Genomic DNA, 18,230 nt, shown 5'->3' on the forward strand with positions numbered 1-18,230 from the left:
CATGCAGCAACTGAATCCATCCGAGATCAGTGACATTATCAAGAAGCGCATCGGTAACTTGGATGTCACTTCGAAAGCCCAAAACGAGGGCACCATCGTGAGTGTTGCTGACGGTATCGTGAAGGTTCACGGTCTCGGCGACGTCATGTATGGCGAAATGATTGAATTTGAAAAGGGCACCGCCTACGGCATGGCCCTTAACCTGGAGCGTGACTCCGTAGGTGTGGTCGTACTGGGTGATTACCTGGGTCTGGCTGAAGGTCAGTCCGCACGTTGTACCGGCCGTATCCTGGAAGTACCTGTAGGTGACGAACTCCTGGGTCGCGTCGTTGACGCCCTGGGTAACCCGATTGATGGCAAGGGCCCTATCGAAGCCAAAGAAACCGACGCGGTCGAAAAGGTCGCGCCTGGTGTTATCTGGCGTCAAGGGGTCGACCAGCCAATGCAGACCGGCTACAAGGCCGTGGATGCCATGGTTCCTATCGGTCGTGGTCAGCGTGAGCTGATCATCGGTGACCGTCAGATCGGTAAAACAGCTATCGCTGTTGACGCCATCATCAACCAGAAAGACTCCGGCGTTAAGTGTATCTATGTTGCCGTGGGCCAGAAACAGTCCACTATTGCCAACGTTGTACGCAAGCTGGAAGAGCATGATGCCCTGGCTCACACCATTGTGGTTGTGGCTTCGGCTTCCGAAGCAGCTGCCCTGCAGTTCATTGCTCCTTATGCTGGTTGTACCATGGGTGAATACTTCCGCGACCGCGGTCAGGATTCCCTGATTGTTTATGATGACCTGACCAAGCAGGCCTGGGCTTACCGCCAGATCTCCCTGCTGCTGAAGCGTCCTCCTGGACGTGAAGCCTACCCAGGTGACGTCTTCTATCTGCACTCGCGTCTGCTGGAACGTGCTTCCCGCGTAAACGCTGAGTTCGTTGAGAAGTTCACTGATGGCAAGGTTAAGGGTCAGACAGGTTCTTTGACGGCTCTGCCGATCATCGAAACCCAGGGTGGTGACGTTTCGGCTTTCGTACCAACAAACGTTATCTCCATCACCGACGGTCAGATCTTTGTCGAAACCGCCCAGTTCAACGCCGGTATCCGTCCTGCGATGAATGCCGGTATTTCGGTATCCCGTGTTGGTGGTTCTGCTCAAACCAAGATCATCAAGAAACTGGGCGGCGGTATCCGTCTGGCTCTGGCTCAGTATCGTGAGCTGGCAGCTTTCTCCCAGTTTGCTTCCGATCTGGATGAGTCAACCCGTAAACAGCTTGAACATGGTCAGCGCGTTACTGAACTGATGAAGCAGAATCAGTACAGCCCCATGAGCATTGCTGATATGGGTGTTTCCCTGTTCGCCGCAGAAAACAATTTCCTGGACGATCTCAAGGTCAGCGAAATTCTGCCTTTTGAAAAGGCTCTGCATGCTTACATGAACAGTGAACATGCTGATCTGATGAAACAGATCAATGAAACAGGTGATTTCAACAAAGAAATCGAATCAGGCCTGCAATCTGCACTTGAGCAGTTTAAGGCCACCCAGTCCTGGTAAGTGAGCGTGAGTCAGTAGCAGTTTTGCTGACTCTGTCACTTGTTGGCTAAGAAGGCGAAAGCGTATGGCAGTCGGAAAAGAGATCCGCTCCCAGATCGGGAGTATCAAGAATACGCAAAAAATCACCAGCGCCATGCAAATGGTTGCTGCGTCGAAAATGCGTAAAGCTCAGGATCGCATGGCCGCCAGCCACCCTTATGCTAACCAGATTAGAAAAGTAGTCAGCCATATAGCCAAAGCGACACCCGAATACAAGCATCCCTACATGCTTGAGCGTGATGTAAAACGCGTTGGCTATATTATCGTGTCTTCCGACCGTGGGCTTTGTGGCGGTTTGAACATTAACCTGTTCAAGGCGGCCATGAAGGATCTGAAGGAATGGCAGGATAAGGGTGCAGAGATTGATGTATGCACTATTGGCAGCAAGGCGAGTGCTTTTTTCCGTCGCTATGGCGGCAATCTGGTAGCAGCCAAGAGCGGGCTGGGTGACACTCCTAAGGCCAGTGATCTGGTCGGGAGCGTCAAGGTCATGCTGGATGCCTATGAAGAAGGCAAAATCGATCGGCTTTATGTGGTGTATAACGAATTTATCAACACCATGACTCAAAAGCCGCTCGTCCAGCAGCTGTTACCCCTTGAAGCTGAAGCAGCTGAAGAAGAGGAAAGCAAAGTCGGTGGTTGGGATTACATCTATGAACCTGAAGCTCAGGAATTGCTCGACAATTTGCTGATCAGGTACATCGAGTCCCAAGTCTACCAGGCTGTAGTTGAAAATATTGCCTGTGAGCAGTCTGCTCGTATGGTTGCCATGAAGAGTGCAACCGATAATGCGGGTAACTTTATTGATGAGCTGCAACTTGTTTATAACAAGGCGCGTCAGGCAGCCATCACTCAGGAAATCGCCGAAATTGTTGGCGGGGCTGCAGCCATCTGATGAGGGTAGCAGGTTTCATTTGCAGGTTTGAGAGGAACCAAGATGAGTAGCGGACGTATCGTACAGATCATCGGTGCCGTTATCGACGTTGAATTTGATCGGGCAGACGTACCTAACGTTTATGACGCCCTGACCGTCGACGGCAGCGAAATGATTCTTGAAGTACAGCAACAGCTCGGTGATGGCACCGTACGCTGCATTGCTATGGGCTCCACCGAGGGTCTGAAACGTGGCCTGGTGGCCAATAACACCAATGCACCTATTTCTGTTCCCGTGGGCACACAAACCCTGGGTCGGATTATGGATGTACTGGGTCGTCCTATCGACGAAGCCGGTCCTATCGGCGAAGAAGAGCGTTGGGCGATTCACCGTAAAGCACCGACCTATGATGAACAGTCCAGCGCCGTAGAACTGCTGGAAACGGGCATCAAGGTAATCGACCTGGTTTGCCCTTTCGCCAAGGGTGGTAAGGTTGGTCTCTTTGGTGGTGCTGGTGTTGGTAAAACCGTAAACATGATGGAGTTGATTCGTAACATCGCCATCGAGCACAGCGGTTTCTCCGTATTTGCCGGTGTTGGTGAGCGTACTCGTGAGGGTAACGACTTCTACCATGAGATGAAGGACTCCAACGTACTGGATAAAGTATCTCTGGTTTACGGTCAGATGAACGAACCCCCCGGTAACCGTCTGCGCGTTGCCTTGACGGGTCTGACCATGGCGGAAAAATTCCGTGATGAAGGTCGTGACGTTCTCTTCTTCGTAGATAACATCTACCGTTATACCCTGGCCGGTACTGAGGTATCTGCACTGCTGGGTCGTATGCCCTCGGCTGTAGGTTACCAGCCGACTCTGGCTGAAGAGATGGGTGTTCTGCAGGAGCGTATCACCTCCACCAAAACTGGTTCGATCACTTCCGTACAGGCCGTTTACGTACCTGCGGATGACTTGACCGATCCATCACCCGCGACCACCTTCTCGCACTTGGATGCGACGGTTGTACTGTCTCGTGATATCGCTTCTCTGGGTATCTACCCAGCGGTTGACCCACTGGATTCCACTTCTCGTCAGCTGGATCCGCTGGTTGTGGGTACCGAGCACTATGAGACAGCTCGTGGTGTGCAAATGGTTCTGCAGCGCTATAAAGAGCTGAAAGACATCATTGCCATTTTGGGTATGGACGAACTTTCCGAAGAAGACAAGCAGGCAGTTGCCCGCGCTCGTAAGATCCAGCGCTTCCTGTCTCAGCCTTTCTTCGTAGCGGAAGTATTTACCGGTTCTCCTGGTAAGTATGTTTCTCTGAAAGATACGATCCGTGGTTTCCAGGGTATCCTGAATGGTGATTATGACCACCTGCCAGAGCAGGCTTTCTACATGGTTGGCTCCATCGAAGAAGCGGTCGAAAAAGCCAAGGACATGAAGTAAGTCTGACGGGATAACCCAGGGGGAGAACCCATGGCTATGACAATGCATTGCAATGTTGTCAGTGCTGAAAAAAAACTGTTTGATGGCCGTGTCGAGATTCTGGTGGCCTCAGGCGTACAGGGTGAGCTGGGCATTTTGCCCGGCCACACACCCCTGTTGACTGAGCTGAAACCAGGAACCGTCAAGGTCAAAAAACAGGATGGTGAAGAAGAGCTGATCTATGTTTCCAGTGGTTTTCTGGAGGTTCAGCCGGATACAGTGACCGTTCTTGCCGATTCGGCAGAACGAGCTCACAATCTGGATGAAGCTGCCGCTAAAGAAGCCATGGAAGCAGCAGAGAGAGCCCTGGCTGATAAGAATGCCGAAATGGAGTATGCTCAGGCGACTTCCATGTTGGCTCAGGCAGCGGCTCAGTTGCGCACCATTCAGCAACTGCGTAAACAGTTGGGTAAATAAGTTTTTACTTGTTGACCAGCTTTGCAGATATCACTGCAGTCAGAAGGCGGCTTTAGGGCCGCCTTTTGTCGTTAAAAAAAATATTTTCAGGGCAGTAATATGGATTGGCTGCAACTCCTTCTTTTATCCCTGGTTCAGGGCTTGACGGAATTCCTTCCGGTTTCCAGTTCAGCTCATCTTATACTGGTTCCCGTTCTTACTTCCTGGGAAGACCAGGGGCTCGCTTTTGATGTTGCCCTGCATCTGGGCACTCTAGCCGCAGTTGTTGTTTATTTCCGTCAGGAAGTAATAAAAATGACGGTGAGTTGGACCCTTTCCTTGAAAACCCGACAGTTGGATGATGATGCCCGTCTGGCCTGGGCTGTCATCTGGGGTACCTTCCCTGTCGGTCTGGCTGGTTTGATTTTTAATGACTGGATAGAAAGCCAATTACGCGGCCCTCTGGTGATGGCCTTTGGGTTAATTTTCTTTGGCCTTCTACTGGCCTATGCCGATTGGTTTAATCGCGGTCAGCGTACCGAGCGACAGATAACCTGGAAAGATGTTTTAGTTATCGGCTTGGCGCAGGCTTTGGCATTGATTCCCGGAACTTCACGTTCAGGCATCACTATCACCGCAGCCCTTTTATTGGGCTGGACACGTGAAGCGGCTGCACGTTTTTCTTTTTTACTTTCCATTCCCGTAATTACGCTGGCAGCTTTGCTGGAAACCTATGGCCTGCTTCAAGAAACTCATGCAGTGGACTGGGCAGCCCTGTTTATTGGAGCACTGATGTCGGCTGTTAGTGCTTACTTATGTATCCACTATTTCCTCGCCTTTATCAAGCGTCTGGGTATGCAACCCTTTGTTGTTTATCGGCTTATTTTGGGCGGACTTTTGATTTACTTTTTCTGGTGAGTCTATGAATACCTTGATTTCAAGATGGCAGCAATTGGGTAGCTTGGTACTTGCGTGCATTCTGCTGGTGGGATTAACAGCCTGTAGCCAGGAAACGGAAAACCCGCCAGTGAGGCTACAGGGACAGATTTTTGGAACCTTTTGGCTCGCCACCTTTCCTGGTAACTGGTCAGAAGAACAAGCTGAACAGCTCGAAGCCGGTATTATCAGGGAGCTGGAAGCCGTTGATGCTAGCATGTCTACTTATCGCGATTCTTCCGAACTCAGTCGGTTGAATCAGGCTGAACCCGGCACTAGTGTTCCTGTTTCGCAAGCATTGATGGAAGTTCTACAACTCAGCCAGCAGATCGCAGAAGCCAGTAACGGGGCTCTAGACGTAACTGTAGGCGGCTTGGTTAATCTTTGGAGCTTTGGACCGGAAGCCCGCCCCGAAGAAATTCCTTCCCAGGAAGAATTGCAGGACAGGCTGGCTGCTGTGGGTTATCAGCACCTTTTGCTTGATGCTGAGCAACTTCAAGTCACGCGCACCACCGACAGCTACATTGATCTGTCTGCTCTGGCCAAGGGTTATGCAGTTGACCAGGTGGGAACTTGGCTTAAAAGTCAGGGGGTGAATAATTTCCTGGTCAACATTGGTGGCGAGGTTTTGGTCGGTGGTGAGCGTAAGCCCGGACAACCCTGGCGGATTGGAATTGAATTACCCGAAGCAACCAGTCAGCAGGCCTATCATATTCTTCCACTGATCAATTCTTCTGTGGCCACCTCGGGAGATTATCGCAACTACTATGAAATCGATGGTCAGCGAATGTCGCATACCCTTAATCCGGTAAGCGGACGACCCATCGACCATCAGCTAGCTTCGGTGACTGTTGAACATCCCAGCAATGCCGTTGCCGATGCCTGGGCGACGGCTTTTATGGTCATGGGAAGGGAAGAAGCCTTGAAGGTCGCTGAACAAGAGGGAATTCGTGCCATAATGATTACCAGAGAGGAAGATAGCTGGAAAACCTGGCTTTCCCAACCCATGCAGGAACACTTGGGGCCTGAACTGACACAACAGCTACTCAGTCACTAATCCGAGCTTGCTAGGGGGAAGGATGACTTATCCGGAACTGGCTTCAGCCTTGCATGATGCGATCAGCAAAGACGATACGCTGATCATCGAACAACTGATTGCTGAACTTCAGCCTGCTGACCTGGCCGAGTTTGTTGTTCACGAAACACCGGAAGATACGCTCAAGCTGCTGACCCACCTTCCCCTGGATCAGCGTGCCGATGCTTTTGCCTACCTGGAACCGGATCGCCAGTCGGAAATTGCCGAGCAGATGACCGAAGTGGGTCTGACCCAGTTGTTCACCTGCATGAACTCGGATGAAAGAGCCGACTTATTCAATCTTCTGAGCGAAGATCGGCAACAGGCCGTATTACGTCGCCTGGCCAAAGAAGAAAGAGAAGACCTGCGGCGTCTGGCCAGTTATGAAGAAGGTACGACTGGTGCGGTGATGACCAGTGACTATGTCACGGTTCCCGTCGGCGTTAATGTCACCAAGGCGCTTGAAATCGTTCGCCAGACTGCCCCTAATGCTGAAACCATCTACCAGATATATATCCTCGATCAGCAACAAAAACTGGTGGGCACCGTTTCTTTGCGTCAATTGATCCTGGCTAAACCGGGTGCTTCCCTGGATCAACTCATGACCAGTGAAGTCGTGTCCATCAATGTGCATGAAGTTCAGGAAGAAGCTGCCCGTAAAATCAGTCGCTACGATATTCTGGCACTGCCTGTTCTGGATGACGAGGAGCGTCTGGTGGGGATAGTCACCTACGATGATGCCATGGACGTGGCTGAGCAGGAGGCTACGGAAGATATTCACAAGGGGGCATCGGTTGGTCCTTTGGAAGAAAGCTTCGGTAAGGCAAAGATTTTCAGCCTCTACCGGCGGCGTATTAATTGGCTGATTCTGCTGATTTTCGCCAATATCCTTTCCGGTGCAGGGATCGCCTTTTATGAAAAAACCATAGAAAGCTATGTCGTTCTGGTATTTTTCCTGCCTTTATTGGTCGCCAGTGGCGGTAATGCAGGCTCTCAGGCTTCAACCCTGATGATTCGTGGCCTGGCGACCGGCGATGTTGGCGCCAGGGACTGGGGCAAACTGCTAGGCCGTGAGCTGCTCGTCTCGCTCTCCCTGGGATTGACGATGGCGGTTACCATCGCCGGTATCGGCTGGTGGCGAGGTGGCCTGGAAATAGCTCAGGTAGTCGCCTATAGCATGCTGGCCATCGTCATCGTGGGTAGCATGATCGGCATGAGTTTGCCTTTTGTTTTGGATAAACTGGGTTGGGACCCGGCAACAGCCAGTGCCCCTCTGGTAACCTCGATCGCCGATATTATCGGTGTCTTGATTTACTTTAGTATTGCGACTTCATTACTCAATATCAGCATGGGTTAGGCTTTGCTGCTGGTAAAGCATTAAAACAGTTTTCAACTGGCTAGCTTGAGGTCAGAACAGTAGAATGGAGCGCTATTCAATCGCTAGCTGTTCACTAATGAGGTCAGGATGTCTCTTGAAGTTGTAGTTCTGGCAGCGGGTCAGGGAACCCGTATGCGCTCTGCCTTGCCCAAAGTATTACACCCCCTGGCTGGTAAACCTCTGGCCGGACATGTCATCGATACTGCGCGCTCTTTGCAGGCACACCGTATTCATCTGGTTATCGGTCATGGTGCTGAAGCGGTCAAAAAGCAGTTAGCAGCTGAAGATATTCATTTTGTACTTCAGGAAGAGCAACTGGGTACCGGTCATGCTGTTGACCAGGCTTTACCTGCTCTTGATCCTTCCAGCCATCTTTTGATTCTCTATGGCGATGTCCCCCTGATTAGCCAGGCAACGCTTGAAAAATTGTTGGCTGAGGTCAAGCCCCAGCAAATGGGCCTGTTAACGGTGGACTTGCCTGATCCTCAGGGTTATGGCCGGATTCTTCGTGATGACCAGCAAGAGGTTGCGGCGATAGTTGAGCAAAAGGATGCCAGCCCCGAGCAACTGACAATCACAGAAGTCAATACAGGCATCCTGGCTGTTACCGTAGAACAACTCCAACGTTGGCTTCCCCAGTTATCCAATAATAATGCCCAGGGCGAATATTACCTGACCGACATTATTGACCTGGCTTATCGTGAAGGAACCCGTATTGCCAGTGTCCAGGCGGAGTCAGCCCAAGAAGTGGAAGGGGTAAACAACCGTTTACAGTTGGCCGGACTGGAAAGAGCCTACCAACGCCAACAGGCAGAAAAACTGATGCTCGCGGGTGTAACCCTGGCTGATCCGGCACGCTTGGATGTGCGCGGCCAACTGAATACAGCAAGGGATATCTTTATCGATGTCGGCTGTATTTTTGAGGGGCAGGTGGACCTGGCTGAAGGTGTGGAAATCGGTCCCTACTGCCTTCTAAAAAATGTGCGTGTTGGTCCGGGAACGCGCGTTGCTGCCCATTCTATCTTGGAAGACTGTGATCTGGCTGGTGATAATCAGGTCGGTCCTTTTGCCCGTTTGCGTCCGGGGACTCATCTGGAAGCCGAGGCCAAGGTGGGTAATTTTGTCGAGACTAAAAAGTCGCATATCGGTGCTGGTGCCAAGGTCAATCACCTGAGCTACATCGGCGATGCCTGGGTGGGCGAAAAAGCCAATATCGGTGCAGGTACCATCACCTGCAATTATGATGGCGTGAACAAGCACCAGACCCAGATTGGTGCAGAGGCCTTTATTGGTTCCAATTCCAGTTTGGTGGCTCCTGTGCATGTAGGCGCTGGGGCAACCGTGGGGGCTGGCTCGACCATTGCTCGGGATGTGCCTGAAAAAGCCTTGGCGGTAACCCGGGCCAAACAACTGCAAAAAGATAATTGGCCTCGTCCTGTCAAAAAGTCGGCTGAATAAAAGGAAACTGAAATGTGCGGAATAGTGGGTGCTCTGGCTGAGCGGAATGTTACTGCTATCCTTTTGGAAGGTCTGAAGCGTCTGGAATACCGGGGTTATGATTCTGCCGGATTGGCGGTAGTTAATAAGGATCAGCAACTCCAGCGTAGGCGAGCCCAGGGCAAGGTTGCAGAAGTAGAAAAACGCCTGGAAGCTGAGCCCATGAAGGGACATCTGGGTGTTGCCCATACCCGCTGGGCTACTCATGGCGTACCCAGTGAAGCCAATGCCCACCCCCACCTTTCCAGTGATGAACTGGCTTTGGTTCATAATGGCATCATAGAGAACTATCTGGAGCTAAAAAGTCGTTTGACCAAGGCGGGCTATAGGTTTACTTCGGATACCGACACTGAAGTGGTGGCCCACCTGGTTCACCAGCTCTACCAGGAAAAGCAGGATCTGACTGTGGCGGTTGAAGCCGCCATCCAGCAACTCGAAGGTGCCTATGCGCTGGCGGTAATTCACCAGGATCAACCTCAAAAACTGGTGTGTGCACGTAAAGGCAGCCCTCTGGTGATCGGTGTGGGTATGGGCGAGTATTTTTGTGCTTCCGACCCCCTGGCTCTGTTGCAGGTTACCGATCGCTTTATCTACCTGGAAGAAGGCGATCTGGCAACTCTGACTCTTGACCAACATGCCATTCTTGACCGCCAAGGCCAAGCCGTAGAGCGCGAAATCTGTCAGTGGCAACATGGTAATCAGGCAGCGGAAAAAGGCAGCTATAAGCACTTTATGCTCAAGGAAATCCATGAGCAGCCAGCTGTTTTGGCCGCGACCCTGGAAGGGCGTTTATCCGATCGCCGTGTTTTGCCCCAGGCTCTGGGCGCCAAGGCCATGGAGCTTTTACCAAGGGTAAAACAGGTTCAGATCGTTGCCTGTGGAACCAGCTATCATGCGGGTATGGTCGCCCGTTATTGGATTGAAAAGCTGGCTGGTATTCCCTGTCAGGTAGAAGTGGCCAGTGAATACCGCTATCGCGAAGTCGTTGTGGCCGAAAATGCTCTTTTTGTGACCCTCTCACAATCGGGCGAAACCGCTGATACTCTGGCCGCCTTGCGCTTTGCTAAAGAGGCCGGTTACCTGGCTAGTCTTACTATCTGTAATGTCCCCGGCTCCTCGCTGGTTCGGGAGTCGGATATGAGCCTGATGACCCAGGCAGGTCCTGAGATCGGTGTAGCCTCGACCAAGGCTTTTACCACCCAGCTGACGGCCCTGCTTTTGTTGACCCTGGCTCTGCGTCGAGCCGCTCAGGCAAGCAATCAGGATGCTGATGATCCCTTGGAAGCGGAACTGGTTGAGGCTTTACGCGCTCTACCGCGTCTGGCTGAAGAAACCCTGCAGCTGGATGCAGAGATTGAAAAGCTGTCTGAAGACTTTGCCGAAAAGCACCATGCTCTCTTTCTGGGTCGTGGCAGTCACTTCCCTATTGCCCTGGAAGGCGCACTCAAGCTCAAGGAAATTTCCTACATTCATGCCGAAGCCTATCCCGCTGGTGAACTAAAGCACGGCCCCCTGGCGCTGGTTGATAAGGAAATGCCGGTAATTGCAGTTGCTCCTCGTGATGATCTGGTGGATAAACTCAAATCCAACCTTCAGGAAGTCCGGGCACGGGGTGGTGAGCTGTTTGTTTTTGCTGACCCGGTAACCCTGCTGGAGCCGGAAGAAGGCATGCAGGTGCTGCATCTGCCCGAGGTGCATGAGGTGCTGGCGCCCATCCTCTATACCCTGCCCCTGCAGCTGTTGTCCTATCATGTCGCTGTACTCAAGGGCACGGATGTGGATCAGCCGCGTAATCTGGCCAAGTCGGTTACGGTCGAATAATTTTTTTCTACTAGTATTTGGAGTCCCTGTGTCACGTATTCGCATAGCAACCCGCCGTAGTCCCCTGGCTCTTTGGCAGGCAGAACACGTAAAAGCCCGTTTGGAAGAACTGCATCCGGGGTTGGAAGTAGTCCTGGTACCCATCAAAACCCAGGGAGACAAGATTCTGGATACGCCGCTGGCCAAGATTGGTGGCAAGGGACTCTTCGTAAAGGAACTGGAAGCCAGCATGCTTTCCGGTGAAGCGGACATAGCCGTGCATTCCATGAAGGATGTGCCCATGGAATTTCCTGAAGGTCTTTATCTGGGTCCCATCATGGAACGTCATGCCCCCACGGATGCCTTTGTTTCCAATAGCTATAACAGCCTGGATGAAGTCCCAGCCGGCAAGGTGATCGGTACCTCCAGCCTGCGTCGTGGCTGCCAGATTCTTGCCAATCGCCCGGATCTAACAGTTAATTGGTTGCGCGGTAACCTGCAAACCCGCTTGGGCAAGCTGGATGCCGGTGAATATGATGCCATTATCCTGGCCACTTCAGGCTTGCAGCGTATGGGGCTGGCTGAGCGTATCCGTCAGGAAATCCCTGCAGAAATCAGCTTGCCTGCCTGTGGTCAGGGTGCTTTGGGGATAGAGCTGCGTAGTGATGACAGCCTGGCTGCTGAACTGGTGGCTCCCCTGGCTCATGCCGAAACCACCGCTTGTGTACTGGCCGAAAGAGCCATGAACACGCGCCTTAAAGGTGGCTGTCAGGTGCCTATTGGAGGCTATGCATTACTGGAGGGCGATCAGCTCTGGTTGCGTGCACTGGTGGGTGAGCCCGAAGGAGGACGTGTCCTGAGAGCCGAAGCCAGGGCTCCAGCCGATGATCCCGAAGCACTCGGCGTGAAGGTGGCCGAAGACCTTCTTGCTCAAGGTGCCGGGGATATTCTGGAACAGGTTTATGGTTTCAAGGTTGAATAACCACTTATGCAGAAGCAGCCATTAGCCGGTCTGAATATCCTGACGACACGCCCGGATAAACTGGCCGGGCGCTTGGTCGGCCCCCTTCAGAGTGCTGGTGCTGAGGTGAGTAATATCCCTCTACTGGCCATTGAGCCCCTGGAATTGGCGCCTCGCCAGCGCCAAGCCCTGCTGGATCTGGATCAGTTCCAGAAGGTGGTGGTTATCAGTCCTTCGGCAGCCGATCAGTTATTGCAGCGCCTGGATGATTACTGGCCGCAATGGCCGGTCGGTGTTGAATGGTTTTCCGTGGGTGCAGGGACGGCCCGGCAGCTTGAAAAAGAAGGTTTGCAAGTTAACTACCCTGAAACTGGGGATAAAAGTGAAGATCTCCTGCTTTTGCCTCAATTGCAGGATCTTGACCAGAAAAAGCTGCTGTTGGTGAAGGGTGCCGGCGGACGTCCGCTTCTCTACGATACCCTGGTTTCACGTGGAGCCAGAGTAGAAGTTCTGGAGCTCTATCAGCGAGTCAAACCACGACTCAACCGCCAGCAGTTGGACGACTTGAATCACGGTCCCCAGCAAATCCTGGTTATTAGCAGTGGCGAAGCCCTGCAACAATATATAGAGTTGACTCAGGGAGGGAGGAAATCCGTTCATCTTGTCCTTCCCAGTTTTCGTCTGGAAAAAATGGCCAGGGAAGCCGGTTTTGATCGTGTAATCAATAGCCAGGGAGCGGGTGCCGAGGCCGTTATCCAGGCCCTTAGCAAGAAGTTTGCGGATGCCTGCTAAACAAGAGGAAAAAGCATGTCAGATCAGAAGAAATCCGAAGCCGCTAGCAGTGATGACAAGAAGCAGCAGGATCCGTCTTCAGTAACGCCCGCAAAGAAAGAAGATAAAAGCGAAGGGGCTTCTTCAACAGCCGAGACCACTAACCAGAAAAAAGCTTCCTCGACAGCAACCCCTGCAGCATCTCGCTCCAAAACCTCTTCTGGCGTAGCTTCTGGGCTAGTCGTTTTTCTTCTGATTCTGCTTTTTGCACTGATTGCTGGCCTGAGTTGGTTGGGTTACCAGAAGTACCTGCAGTTCCAGCAGGAGCTAAGCAGTCTGCATCAACAAGTCGAGACCAAGCCCAATCAAGATCAGGTTGAGGAATTGGCACTCAGCTTGCAACAATTGGAAAGCCTGGAAGCAAACCAGCAGCGGTTTAACCAACAACTGGATCTCTACCACCAACAGGTTCAGGAAAATCAGCTGGAATTCGAGGCCCTGCATGCCGATTTATTGAAAGCCAGTGAACCCAAACCCAAGGATTGGCAGTTGGCTGAAGTCGAGTATCTCTTGCGTCTGGCCAATCAGCGTTTGCAATTGGAGCGGGATGTCACAGGTGCCCTAACCCTTTTCAAGACCGCTCAAGTACGCCTGCAAACTGCTGAAGTGGCCGGAACTCTGGCTATTCGCAACCAGTTGCAGGAAGAAATCGCCCAGCTTCAGGAACTGCAAGTCATTGACCGGGTTTCTCTGGCCCTGGAATTACAAAGTCTGGCTGATCAGGCTTTAACCCTTAAAGTTCAGCCCCTCCCCCAGGCCCCTTCGTTGGATATGCAGGCAGCCGTTGAAGCCGGTAGCGAAGAACTGGCTTGGTATGAAATCTTCTGGCAGGAAATCAAAAGCCTGGTGGTGATCAAAAAACGTGAGCTGCCAGTAGAACCCCTGCCCTTTACCCGGGATGAGGTGCTTTTGCGCCAGCAAATCAGCAGTCTTCTCCAGCAGGCCTCCTGGGCCGGTTTGCGGGGTGAAGCCGACCTTTATCAACAAAGCCTGGCCGGGGTGGCCCGACGCCTTCAAGCTTTCGATCTGGATTTACAGCAAAATCAGGCATTTGTCGAAGCTGTTGAGCAACTCCAGCAAGAGGCAGTGACCCAGGAATTGCCCGATGTGGAAGGCAGCTTGGATCGTCTTCAGGCTTTTATCGCTGAACGCTATGGGCGCCTGCTACCTGTCGCTGAAGATCCTGAGGAGCCAGCCGTTGAAGCTTCAGGGGAGGCGGGCTCATGATCAAGCGCGGTCTTTTGATTCTGCTGGTACTGGCTGTTTCGGTTCTAGCCGGTCAGCAGCTTTTGCAGGGTAGCGGCTACCTGCTGCTGGTTATGCCGGAAGGTGATATTAGCTTGGAAATGTCCTTCTGGACGGCTTTGGTGCTCCTGCTACTCAGTTGGGTTGCCGCTGTGTGGATATCCACTTTACTGGGCTGGTTGAGTCATCCCCTGGCAGGTTTGAAGGAGCGTTACCAGCGTAACCGGGCCCAGAGAGCACTGAATATGACCGTCAAGGGGCTCAAGGATCTGGCTGAAGGTCGTTGGAAAAAGGCCCGCAAGCAGTTGTCGCGTTCAGCAAAAAACTCGGGGGCCGCCCTGATCAACTACCTGGCCGCAGCCCAGGCTGCTCACTATGAAGGTCGGGAAGAGGAAGCCGAAGCTTTTCTCAAGCTGGCCAGTGAATCCACACCCGATGCTGGTCTGGCAGTGGATTTTACCCAGGCCCGAATCCAGCTGGATCATGGCCACTATGAGCAGGCGCTGGCAACCCTGGTGCGCTTGCATCAGAAGGTGCCTAATCACCCTCTCGTCCTGCGTCAGTTGAAAGAAGTACACGTTGCCCTGGCGGACTGGAAGCCCCTGCTGAATCTTCTGCCGGAATTTCGCAAATACAGAATTTATTCCACCCAGGAGTTGGATCTGCTTGAGCGCCAGGTTTATCTGCGTCGATTTGACGAGTTGTTGCGTGCCTCGGGTTCCAGAGAAACCTTTCAAGCTATCAGCGATCTCTGGGAGGCCTTGCCCGGCCGCTTGAAAAATGAAGATGAATTGATCCTGGCATTTTCCCGAGTACTGGTGAAACAGGAAAAATTTGCTCAGGCCGAACAGTTGATCAAACGCGCGTTACGCAATCACTGGTCCAGCGATCTGGTGAAAGAATACGGCACCCTGCCGGTGGAGGCCGAGCCCAAGCGCCGTCTGCTGGAAGCGGAAAAGTGGCTGCAGGAAAGGCCCAATGATCCGGTGCTCTTGCATTGTCTGGCGCGTATCAGCCAGCAACTGGAACTCTGGGGCAAGGCGCTGGAGTATTATCAAACCAGTCAGCGGCTGGCCCCCAGTGATGCCATCAACGCGGAAATCAGCCGTCTCTATGCGGCTCTGGGAGATGAACGCAAAAGCCAGTATTTCAATCAACTGGCCCTGCAGGGACTACACCGCCAACTCCCTGACCTGCCCTTGCCCAAGCCAGGTCGCTAAATTAGTCATCTTCGAGGCTGAATTTACTGGCAGCCCGGTCGAAAGCGGCGGAGGTATTGCCGGCATCGGCGCTGCCCAGCTTGATCATCAGGCGCAGATCATTGGGTGAATCGGCATGCTGAAGAGCCTCCTCTTCGCTGATTTCACCCAGGTTGTAGAGGTCAAACAGCGCCTGGTCAAAGGTTTGCATGCCGGATTCACGTGACTTTTTCATCAAGCCCTTGAGCTGATGCACCTCTCCCTTGCGAATAATATCCCTGACCAGCGGGGTATTGAGCAGTACCTCTATGGCAGCCCGCCGTCCCTTGCCATCCAGGGTGGGAAGGAGTTGCTGGGCCACGATTCCCCTGAGGTTCAGGGATAGATCCATAAATACCTGGTTATGCCTTTCCTGGGGGAAGAAGTTGATGACCCTTTCCAGGGCCTGGTCGGCATTATTGGCATGCAGGGTGGCCAGACACAGGTGACCGGTTTCAGCAAAAGCCAGGGCGTACTCCATAGTCTCACGGTTACGAACCTCGCCAATCATGATGACATCCGGGGCTTGTCTGAGTGTGTTCTTGAGGGCCACTTCAAAGCTTTCCGTGTCGATGCCGACTTCCCGCTGGGTCACGATGCACTGTTTGTGGGGATGAATAAACTCAATGGGGTCTTCAATGCTGATGATGTGGCCGCGGGCATTTTCATTGCGGTATTGAATCATCGAGGCCAGGGAGGTGGATTTACCCGTCCCTGTAGCCCCGACGAAAAGAATCAGACCCCTTTGGGTCATGGCCAGATCCTTGATAATCTCCGGTAGGTGCAGGCTGTCCAGTTGGGGAATATCAAACTCGATACGTCTCAGTACCATGCCCACCTGATTGCGCTGGTAAAAGGCACTGACCCGAAAACGGCCGATACCGGGAGCACTGATGGCAAAATTGCATTCCTTGTTTTTGCGAAACTCGTCTTTTTGTTCCTGATTCATGACCCCAAAAACCAGTTCCCTGGCCTGTTCAGGCGACAGCTTCTGCTCGGTCAGAGCCGTGAGCTGCCCATCAACCTTCATTGAGGGCATCATGCCGGTGGTGATGAACAGATCCGAGCCCTTGCGCTCGGCCATCTGCTTGAGGAAGTCAGTAAATTTCATGGTTTAAAAGCTTTCCGGTTGTTTGGCTTTTTCGCGGGCGGTTTCCTTGCTGATCAAGCCCTTGGCCAGCAACTGTTTGAGTGACTGATCCATGGTCTGCATACCGTGGCTAGCGCCTGTCTGGATGGCAGAAAACATCTGCGCAATCTTGTCTTCACGGATCAGGTTGCGAATGGCGGCTGTGCCGATCATGATCTCGTGAGCCGGAACCCGTCCGCCGCCTTCCTTTTTCAGCAGCATCTGGGAAATAACGCCTTGCAGGGATTCCGAGAGCATGGAGCGCACCATGGATTTTTCTTCGGCGGGGAAGACATCCACGATCCGGTCGATGGTTTTGGCCGCACTGGTGGTGTGCAGGGTACCAAAGACCAGGTGACCGGTTTCTGCAGCGGTCAAAGCCAGACGGATGGTTTCCAGATCGCGCATCTCACCGACCAGGATTACATCAGGGTCTTCACGCAGGGCTGAACGCAGGGCTTCGGAAAAGCCGAGAGTGTCCCTGTGGACTTCACGCTGGTTGATCAGGCATTTCTTGGATTCATGAACAAATTCGATGGGATCTTCAATGGTCAGAATATGGGCGTTCTTGCGCTCGTTTACAAAGTCGATCATGGCGGCCAGGGTGGTGGATTTACCCGAGCCGGTCGGGCCGGTTACCAGAACCAGGCCTCTGGGTAGCAGGGACAGGTTGCGGAAGATATCGCCCATCCCCAGTTCATCCAGTGTCAGAACAGTGGAGGGAATCAGGCGGAAAACAGCACCAGCGCCGCGGTTGTGGTTGAACGCATTAACACGAAAGCGAGCCAGACCCGGGAGTTCGAAGGAAAAATCCACTTCCATGAATTCTTCGTAGTCCCGCCTTTGCTTGTCGTTCATGATGTCATAGACCAGCGCATGAACTTCCTTGTGATCCATGGGGGGCACATTGACCCGGCGAATATCGCCATCCACACGAATCATCGGGGGCAAATCGGCCGATAAATGCAGATCGGACGCCTTCTGTTTTGCGCAGAAGGCAAGCAATTCGGTAATATCCATCAACTGACCTCTGACTGAATTCCCTTACAGGGGTAGGGTTGAATCAAATAAGGTAAAAAAGATGTTGCAATCTGTAATTGCCCAGCATATCGCAAAGGTTCGCCAACAGGTAGAGCAAGCCTGCCATAAGTTTGAGAGAAACCCGGCACAGGTCAAAATTCTGGCAGTCAGTAAAAAACAAAGCAGTCAGGCCATACGTGAGGCCGCAGCTGAGGGCCAGCAAGCTTTTGGTGAAAATTATCTGCAAGAAGCCCTGCAAAAACAGGAAGAACTGGGCGACCTGGATTTGGAATGGCACTTTATCGGCCCGATTCAATCCAATAAAACACGCGATCTGGCAAGTCACTTTAATTGGGTACACACCCTGGATCGTTTCAAGGTTGCCCGCCGCTTGAACGACCAGCGGCCCGAGGAGCTGGAACCCCTCAAGGTGTTGATCCAGGTGAACATCAGTGATGAACAGAGTAAGTCAGGGATAGCTCCTGCAGATCTACTGGCTCTGGCTGACCAGATCATGCAGCTACCCCGGTTGGAACTGCGAGGGCTGATGTGCATTCCTGCAGCCAGTGATGATGTATCCGAGCAGAGGAAAACCTTTGCCCAGATGGCAGCTCTCTTCAAACGGTTGCAGGAGGCCTATCCCCAGGCTCAGATCGATACCCTATCCATGGGCATGAGCGGTGATCTGGAAGCCGCCATTGCCGAAGGCAGTAGCCTGGTACGAATTGGCACCGCCATTTTTGGTGCCCGCAATTAACCACTCGGAAATAAAGGCAGCTT

Annotated in this window: 16 protein-coding genes; 14 read left to right on the plus strand and 2 right to left on the minus strand. The window is 52.6% G+C overall.

Annotated features, from left to right (window positions below; translation table 11 throughout):
• Position 1: 1 nt before the first annotated feature.
• The 13 genes from atpA to DFK18_RS03415 all read left to right on the plus strand — a co-directional run bounded on the left by atpA (position 2) and on the right by DFK18_RS03415 (position 15,283).
• Positions 2 to 1,549: a F0F1 ATP synthase subunit alpha gene (gene atpA / locus DFK18_RS03355; RefSeq protein WP_114416801.1), complete on the plus strand. Its 1,548-nt coding sequence runs from the start codon at positions 2 to 4 to the stop codon at positions 1,547 to 1,549.
• A gap of 64 nt (positions 1,550 to 1,613) precedes the next feature.
• Positions 1,614 to 2,483, plus strand: a complete 870-nt coding sequence (gene atpG / locus DFK18_RS03360) for a F0F1 ATP synthase subunit gamma (RefSeq protein WP_114416802.1) — start codon at positions 1,614 to 1,616, stop codon at positions 2,481 to 2,483.
• A gap of 42 nt (positions 2,484 to 2,525) precedes the next feature.
• The gene (gene atpD / locus DFK18_RS03365; protein WP_114416803.1) at positions 2,526 to 3,905 is read left to right on the plus strand and encodes a F0F1 ATP synthase subunit beta; all 1,380 of its coding nucleotides are present in this window, start codon (positions 2,526 to 2,528) and stop codon (positions 3,903 to 3,905) included.
• Between the two features lie 30 nt (positions 3,906 to 3,935).
• Positions 3,936 to 4,361 carry a F0F1 ATP synthase subunit epsilon gene (locus DFK18_RS03370; protein WP_114416804.1) on the plus strand — a complete coding sequence of 142 codons (426 nt, stop codon included), beginning with the start codon at positions 3,936 to 3,938 and terminating at the stop codon, positions 4,359 to 4,361.
• Between the two features lie 99 nt (positions 4,362 to 4,460).
• A complete protein-coding gene (locus DFK18_RS03375) occupies positions 4,461 to 5,258 on the plus strand; it encodes an undecaprenyl-diphosphate phosphatase (protein ID WP_114416805.1) in 798 nt (265 codons plus the stop codon).
• A 4-nt stretch (positions 5,259 to 5,262) separates the two neighbouring features.
• Complete coding sequence (locus tag DFK18_RS03380) at positions 5,263 to 6,333, plus strand: FAD:protein FMN transferase (RefSeq protein ID WP_114416806.1); 1,071 nt, start codon at positions 5,263 to 5,265, stop codon at positions 6,331 to 6,333.
• Positions 6,334 to 6,355: 22 nt separating this feature from the next.
• The gene (gene mgtE, locus DFK18_RS03385; RefSeq protein WP_114416807.1) at positions 6,356 to 7,708 is read left to right on the plus strand and encodes a magnesium transporter; all 1,353 of its coding nucleotides are present in this window, start codon (positions 6,356 to 6,358) and stop codon (positions 7,706 to 7,708) included.
• Between the two features lie 108 nt (positions 7,709 to 7,816).
• Positions 7,817 to 9,187, plus strand: coding sequence for a bifunctional UDP-N-acetylglucosamine diphosphorylase/glucosamine-1-phosphate N-acetyltransferase GlmU (gene glmU, locus DFK18_RS03390; protein ID WP_114416808.1), 1,371 nt, complete (start codon positions 7,817 to 7,819; stop codon positions 9,185 to 9,187).
• 12 nt (positions 9,188 to 9,199) lie between these two features.
• Positions 9,200 to 11,047, plus strand: coding sequence for a glutamine--fructose-6-phosphate transaminase (isomerizing) (glmS, locus tag DFK18_RS03395; RefSeq protein ID WP_114416809.1), 1,848 nt, complete (start codon positions 9,200 to 9,202; stop codon positions 11,045 to 11,047).
• A 28-nt stretch (positions 11,048 to 11,075) separates the two neighbouring features.
• Entirely contained in the window at positions 11,076 to 12,008 is a 933-nt protein-coding gene (gene hemC / locus DFK18_RS03400; protein ID WP_245944322.1) for a hydroxymethylbilane synthase, read from the plus strand.
• 6 nt (positions 12,009 to 12,014) lie between these two features.
• A complete protein-coding gene (locus DFK18_RS03405; RefSeq protein ID WP_114416811.1) occupies positions 12,015 to 12,779 on the plus strand; it encodes a uroporphyrinogen-III synthase in 765 nt (254 codons plus the stop codon).
• Positions 12,780 to 12,794: 15 nt separating this feature from the next.
• Entirely contained in the window at positions 12,795 to 14,045 is a 1,251-nt protein-coding gene (locus DFK18_RS03410) for a uroporphyrinogen-III C-methyltransferase (protein WP_114416812.1), read from the plus strand.
• The gene (locus DFK18_RS03415; protein WP_114416813.1) at positions 14,042 to 15,283 is read left to right on the plus strand and encodes a heme biosynthesis HemY N-terminal domain-containing protein; all 1,242 of its coding nucleotides are present in this window, start codon (positions 14,042 to 14,044) and stop codon (positions 15,281 to 15,283) included. Before DFK18_RS03410 ends, DFK18_RS03415 begins: the two co-directional genes overlap by 4 nt.
• A gap of 1 nt (position 15,284) precedes the next feature.
• On the opposite strand, the gene DFK18_RS03420 is transcribed toward DFK18_RS03415, so the two are convergent.
• Both DFK18_RS03420 and DFK18_RS03425 read right to left on the minus strand, forming a co-directional pair.
• On the minus strand, positions 15,285 to 16,412 hold the full coding sequence (locus tag DFK18_RS03420; RefSeq protein WP_114416814.1) for a PilT/PilU family type 4a pilus ATPase: 1,128 nt from the start codon (positions 16,410 to 16,412) through the stop codon (positions 15,285 to 15,287).
• A gap of 3 nt (positions 16,413 to 16,415) precedes the next feature.
• Positions 16,416 to 17,450, minus strand: coding sequence for a type IV pilus twitching motility protein PilT (locus DFK18_RS03425; protein WP_114416815.1), 1,035 nt, complete (start codon positions 17,448 to 17,450; stop codon positions 16,416 to 16,418).
• A gap of 61 nt (positions 17,451 to 17,511) precedes the next feature.
• Here DFK18_RS03425 and DFK18_RS03430 point away from each other — a divergent pair, with 61 nt between their 5' ends.
• On the plus strand, positions 17,512 to 18,207 hold the full coding sequence (locus tag DFK18_RS03430) for a YggS family pyridoxal phosphate-dependent enzyme (protein ID WP_114416816.1): 696 nt from the start codon (positions 17,512 to 17,514) through the stop codon (positions 18,205 to 18,207).
• The last annotated feature ends 23 nt before the right edge of the window (positions 18,208 to 18,230 follow it).

Source organism: Marinospirillum perlucidum, from assembly GCF_003336805.1.
GTDB classification, from domain to species: domain Bacteria; phylum Pseudomonadota; class Gammaproteobacteria; order Pseudomonadales; family Halomonadaceae; genus Marinospirillum; species Marinospirillum perlucidum.

Bases quoted from the DNA above. Each gene is read 5' to 3' on its own strand.
- atpA (WP_114416801.1), top strand. From the start codon at position 2: ATGCAGCAACTGAATCCATCCGAGATCAGTGACATTATCAAGAAGCGC.
- atpG (WP_114416802.1), top strand. From the start codon at position 1,614: ATGGCAGTCGGAAAAGAGATCCGCTCCCAGATCGGGAGTATCAAGAAT.
- atpD (WP_114416803.1), top strand. From the start codon at position 2,526: ATGAGTAGCGGACGTATCGTACAGATCATCGGTGCCGTTATCGACGTT.
- DFK18_RS03370 (WP_114416804.1), top strand. From the start codon at position 3,936: ATGGCTATGACAATGCATTGCAATGTTGTCAGTGCTGAAAAAAAACTG.
- DFK18_RS03375 (WP_114416805.1), top strand. From the start codon at position 4,461: ATGGATTGGCTGCAACTCCTTCTTTTATCCCTGGTTCAGGGCTTGACG.
- DFK18_RS03380 (WP_114416806.1), top strand. From the start codon at position 5,263: ATGAATACCTTGATTTCAAGATGGCAGCAATTGGGTAGCTTGGTACTT.
- mgtE (WP_114416807.1), top strand. From the start codon at position 6,356: ATGACTTATCCGGAACTGGCTTCAGCCTTGCATGATGCGATCAGCAAA.
- glmU (WP_114416808.1), top strand. From the start codon at position 7,817: ATGTCTCTTGAAGTTGTAGTTCTGGCAGCGGGTCAGGGAACCCGTATG.
- glmS (WP_114416809.1), top strand. From the start codon at position 9,200: ATGTGCGGAATAGTGGGTGCTCTGGCTGAGCGGAATGTTACTGCTATC.
- DFK18_RS03405 (WP_114416811.1), top strand. From the start codon at position 12,015: ATGCAGAAGCAGCCATTAGCCGGTCTGAATATCCTGACGACACGCCCG.
- DFK18_RS03410 (WP_114416812.1), top strand. From the start codon at position 12,795: ATGTCAGATCAGAAGAAATCCGAAGCCGCTAGCAGTGATGACAAGAAG.
- DFK18_RS03415 (WP_114416813.1), top strand. From the start codon at position 14,042: ATGATCAAGCGCGGTCTTTTGATTCTGCTGGTACTGGCTGTTTCGGTT.
- DFK18_RS03420 (WP_114416814.1), bottom strand. From the start codon at position 16,412: ATGAAATTTACTGACTTCCTCAAGCAGATGGCCGAGCGCAAGGGCTCG.
- DFK18_RS03425 (WP_114416815.1), bottom strand. From the start codon at position 17,450: ATGGATATTACCGAATTGCTTGCCTTCTGCGCAAAACAGAAGGCGTCC.
- DFK18_RS03430 (WP_114416816.1), top strand. From the start codon at position 17,512: ATGTTGCAATCTGTAATTGCCCAGCATATCGCAAAGGTTCGCCAACAG.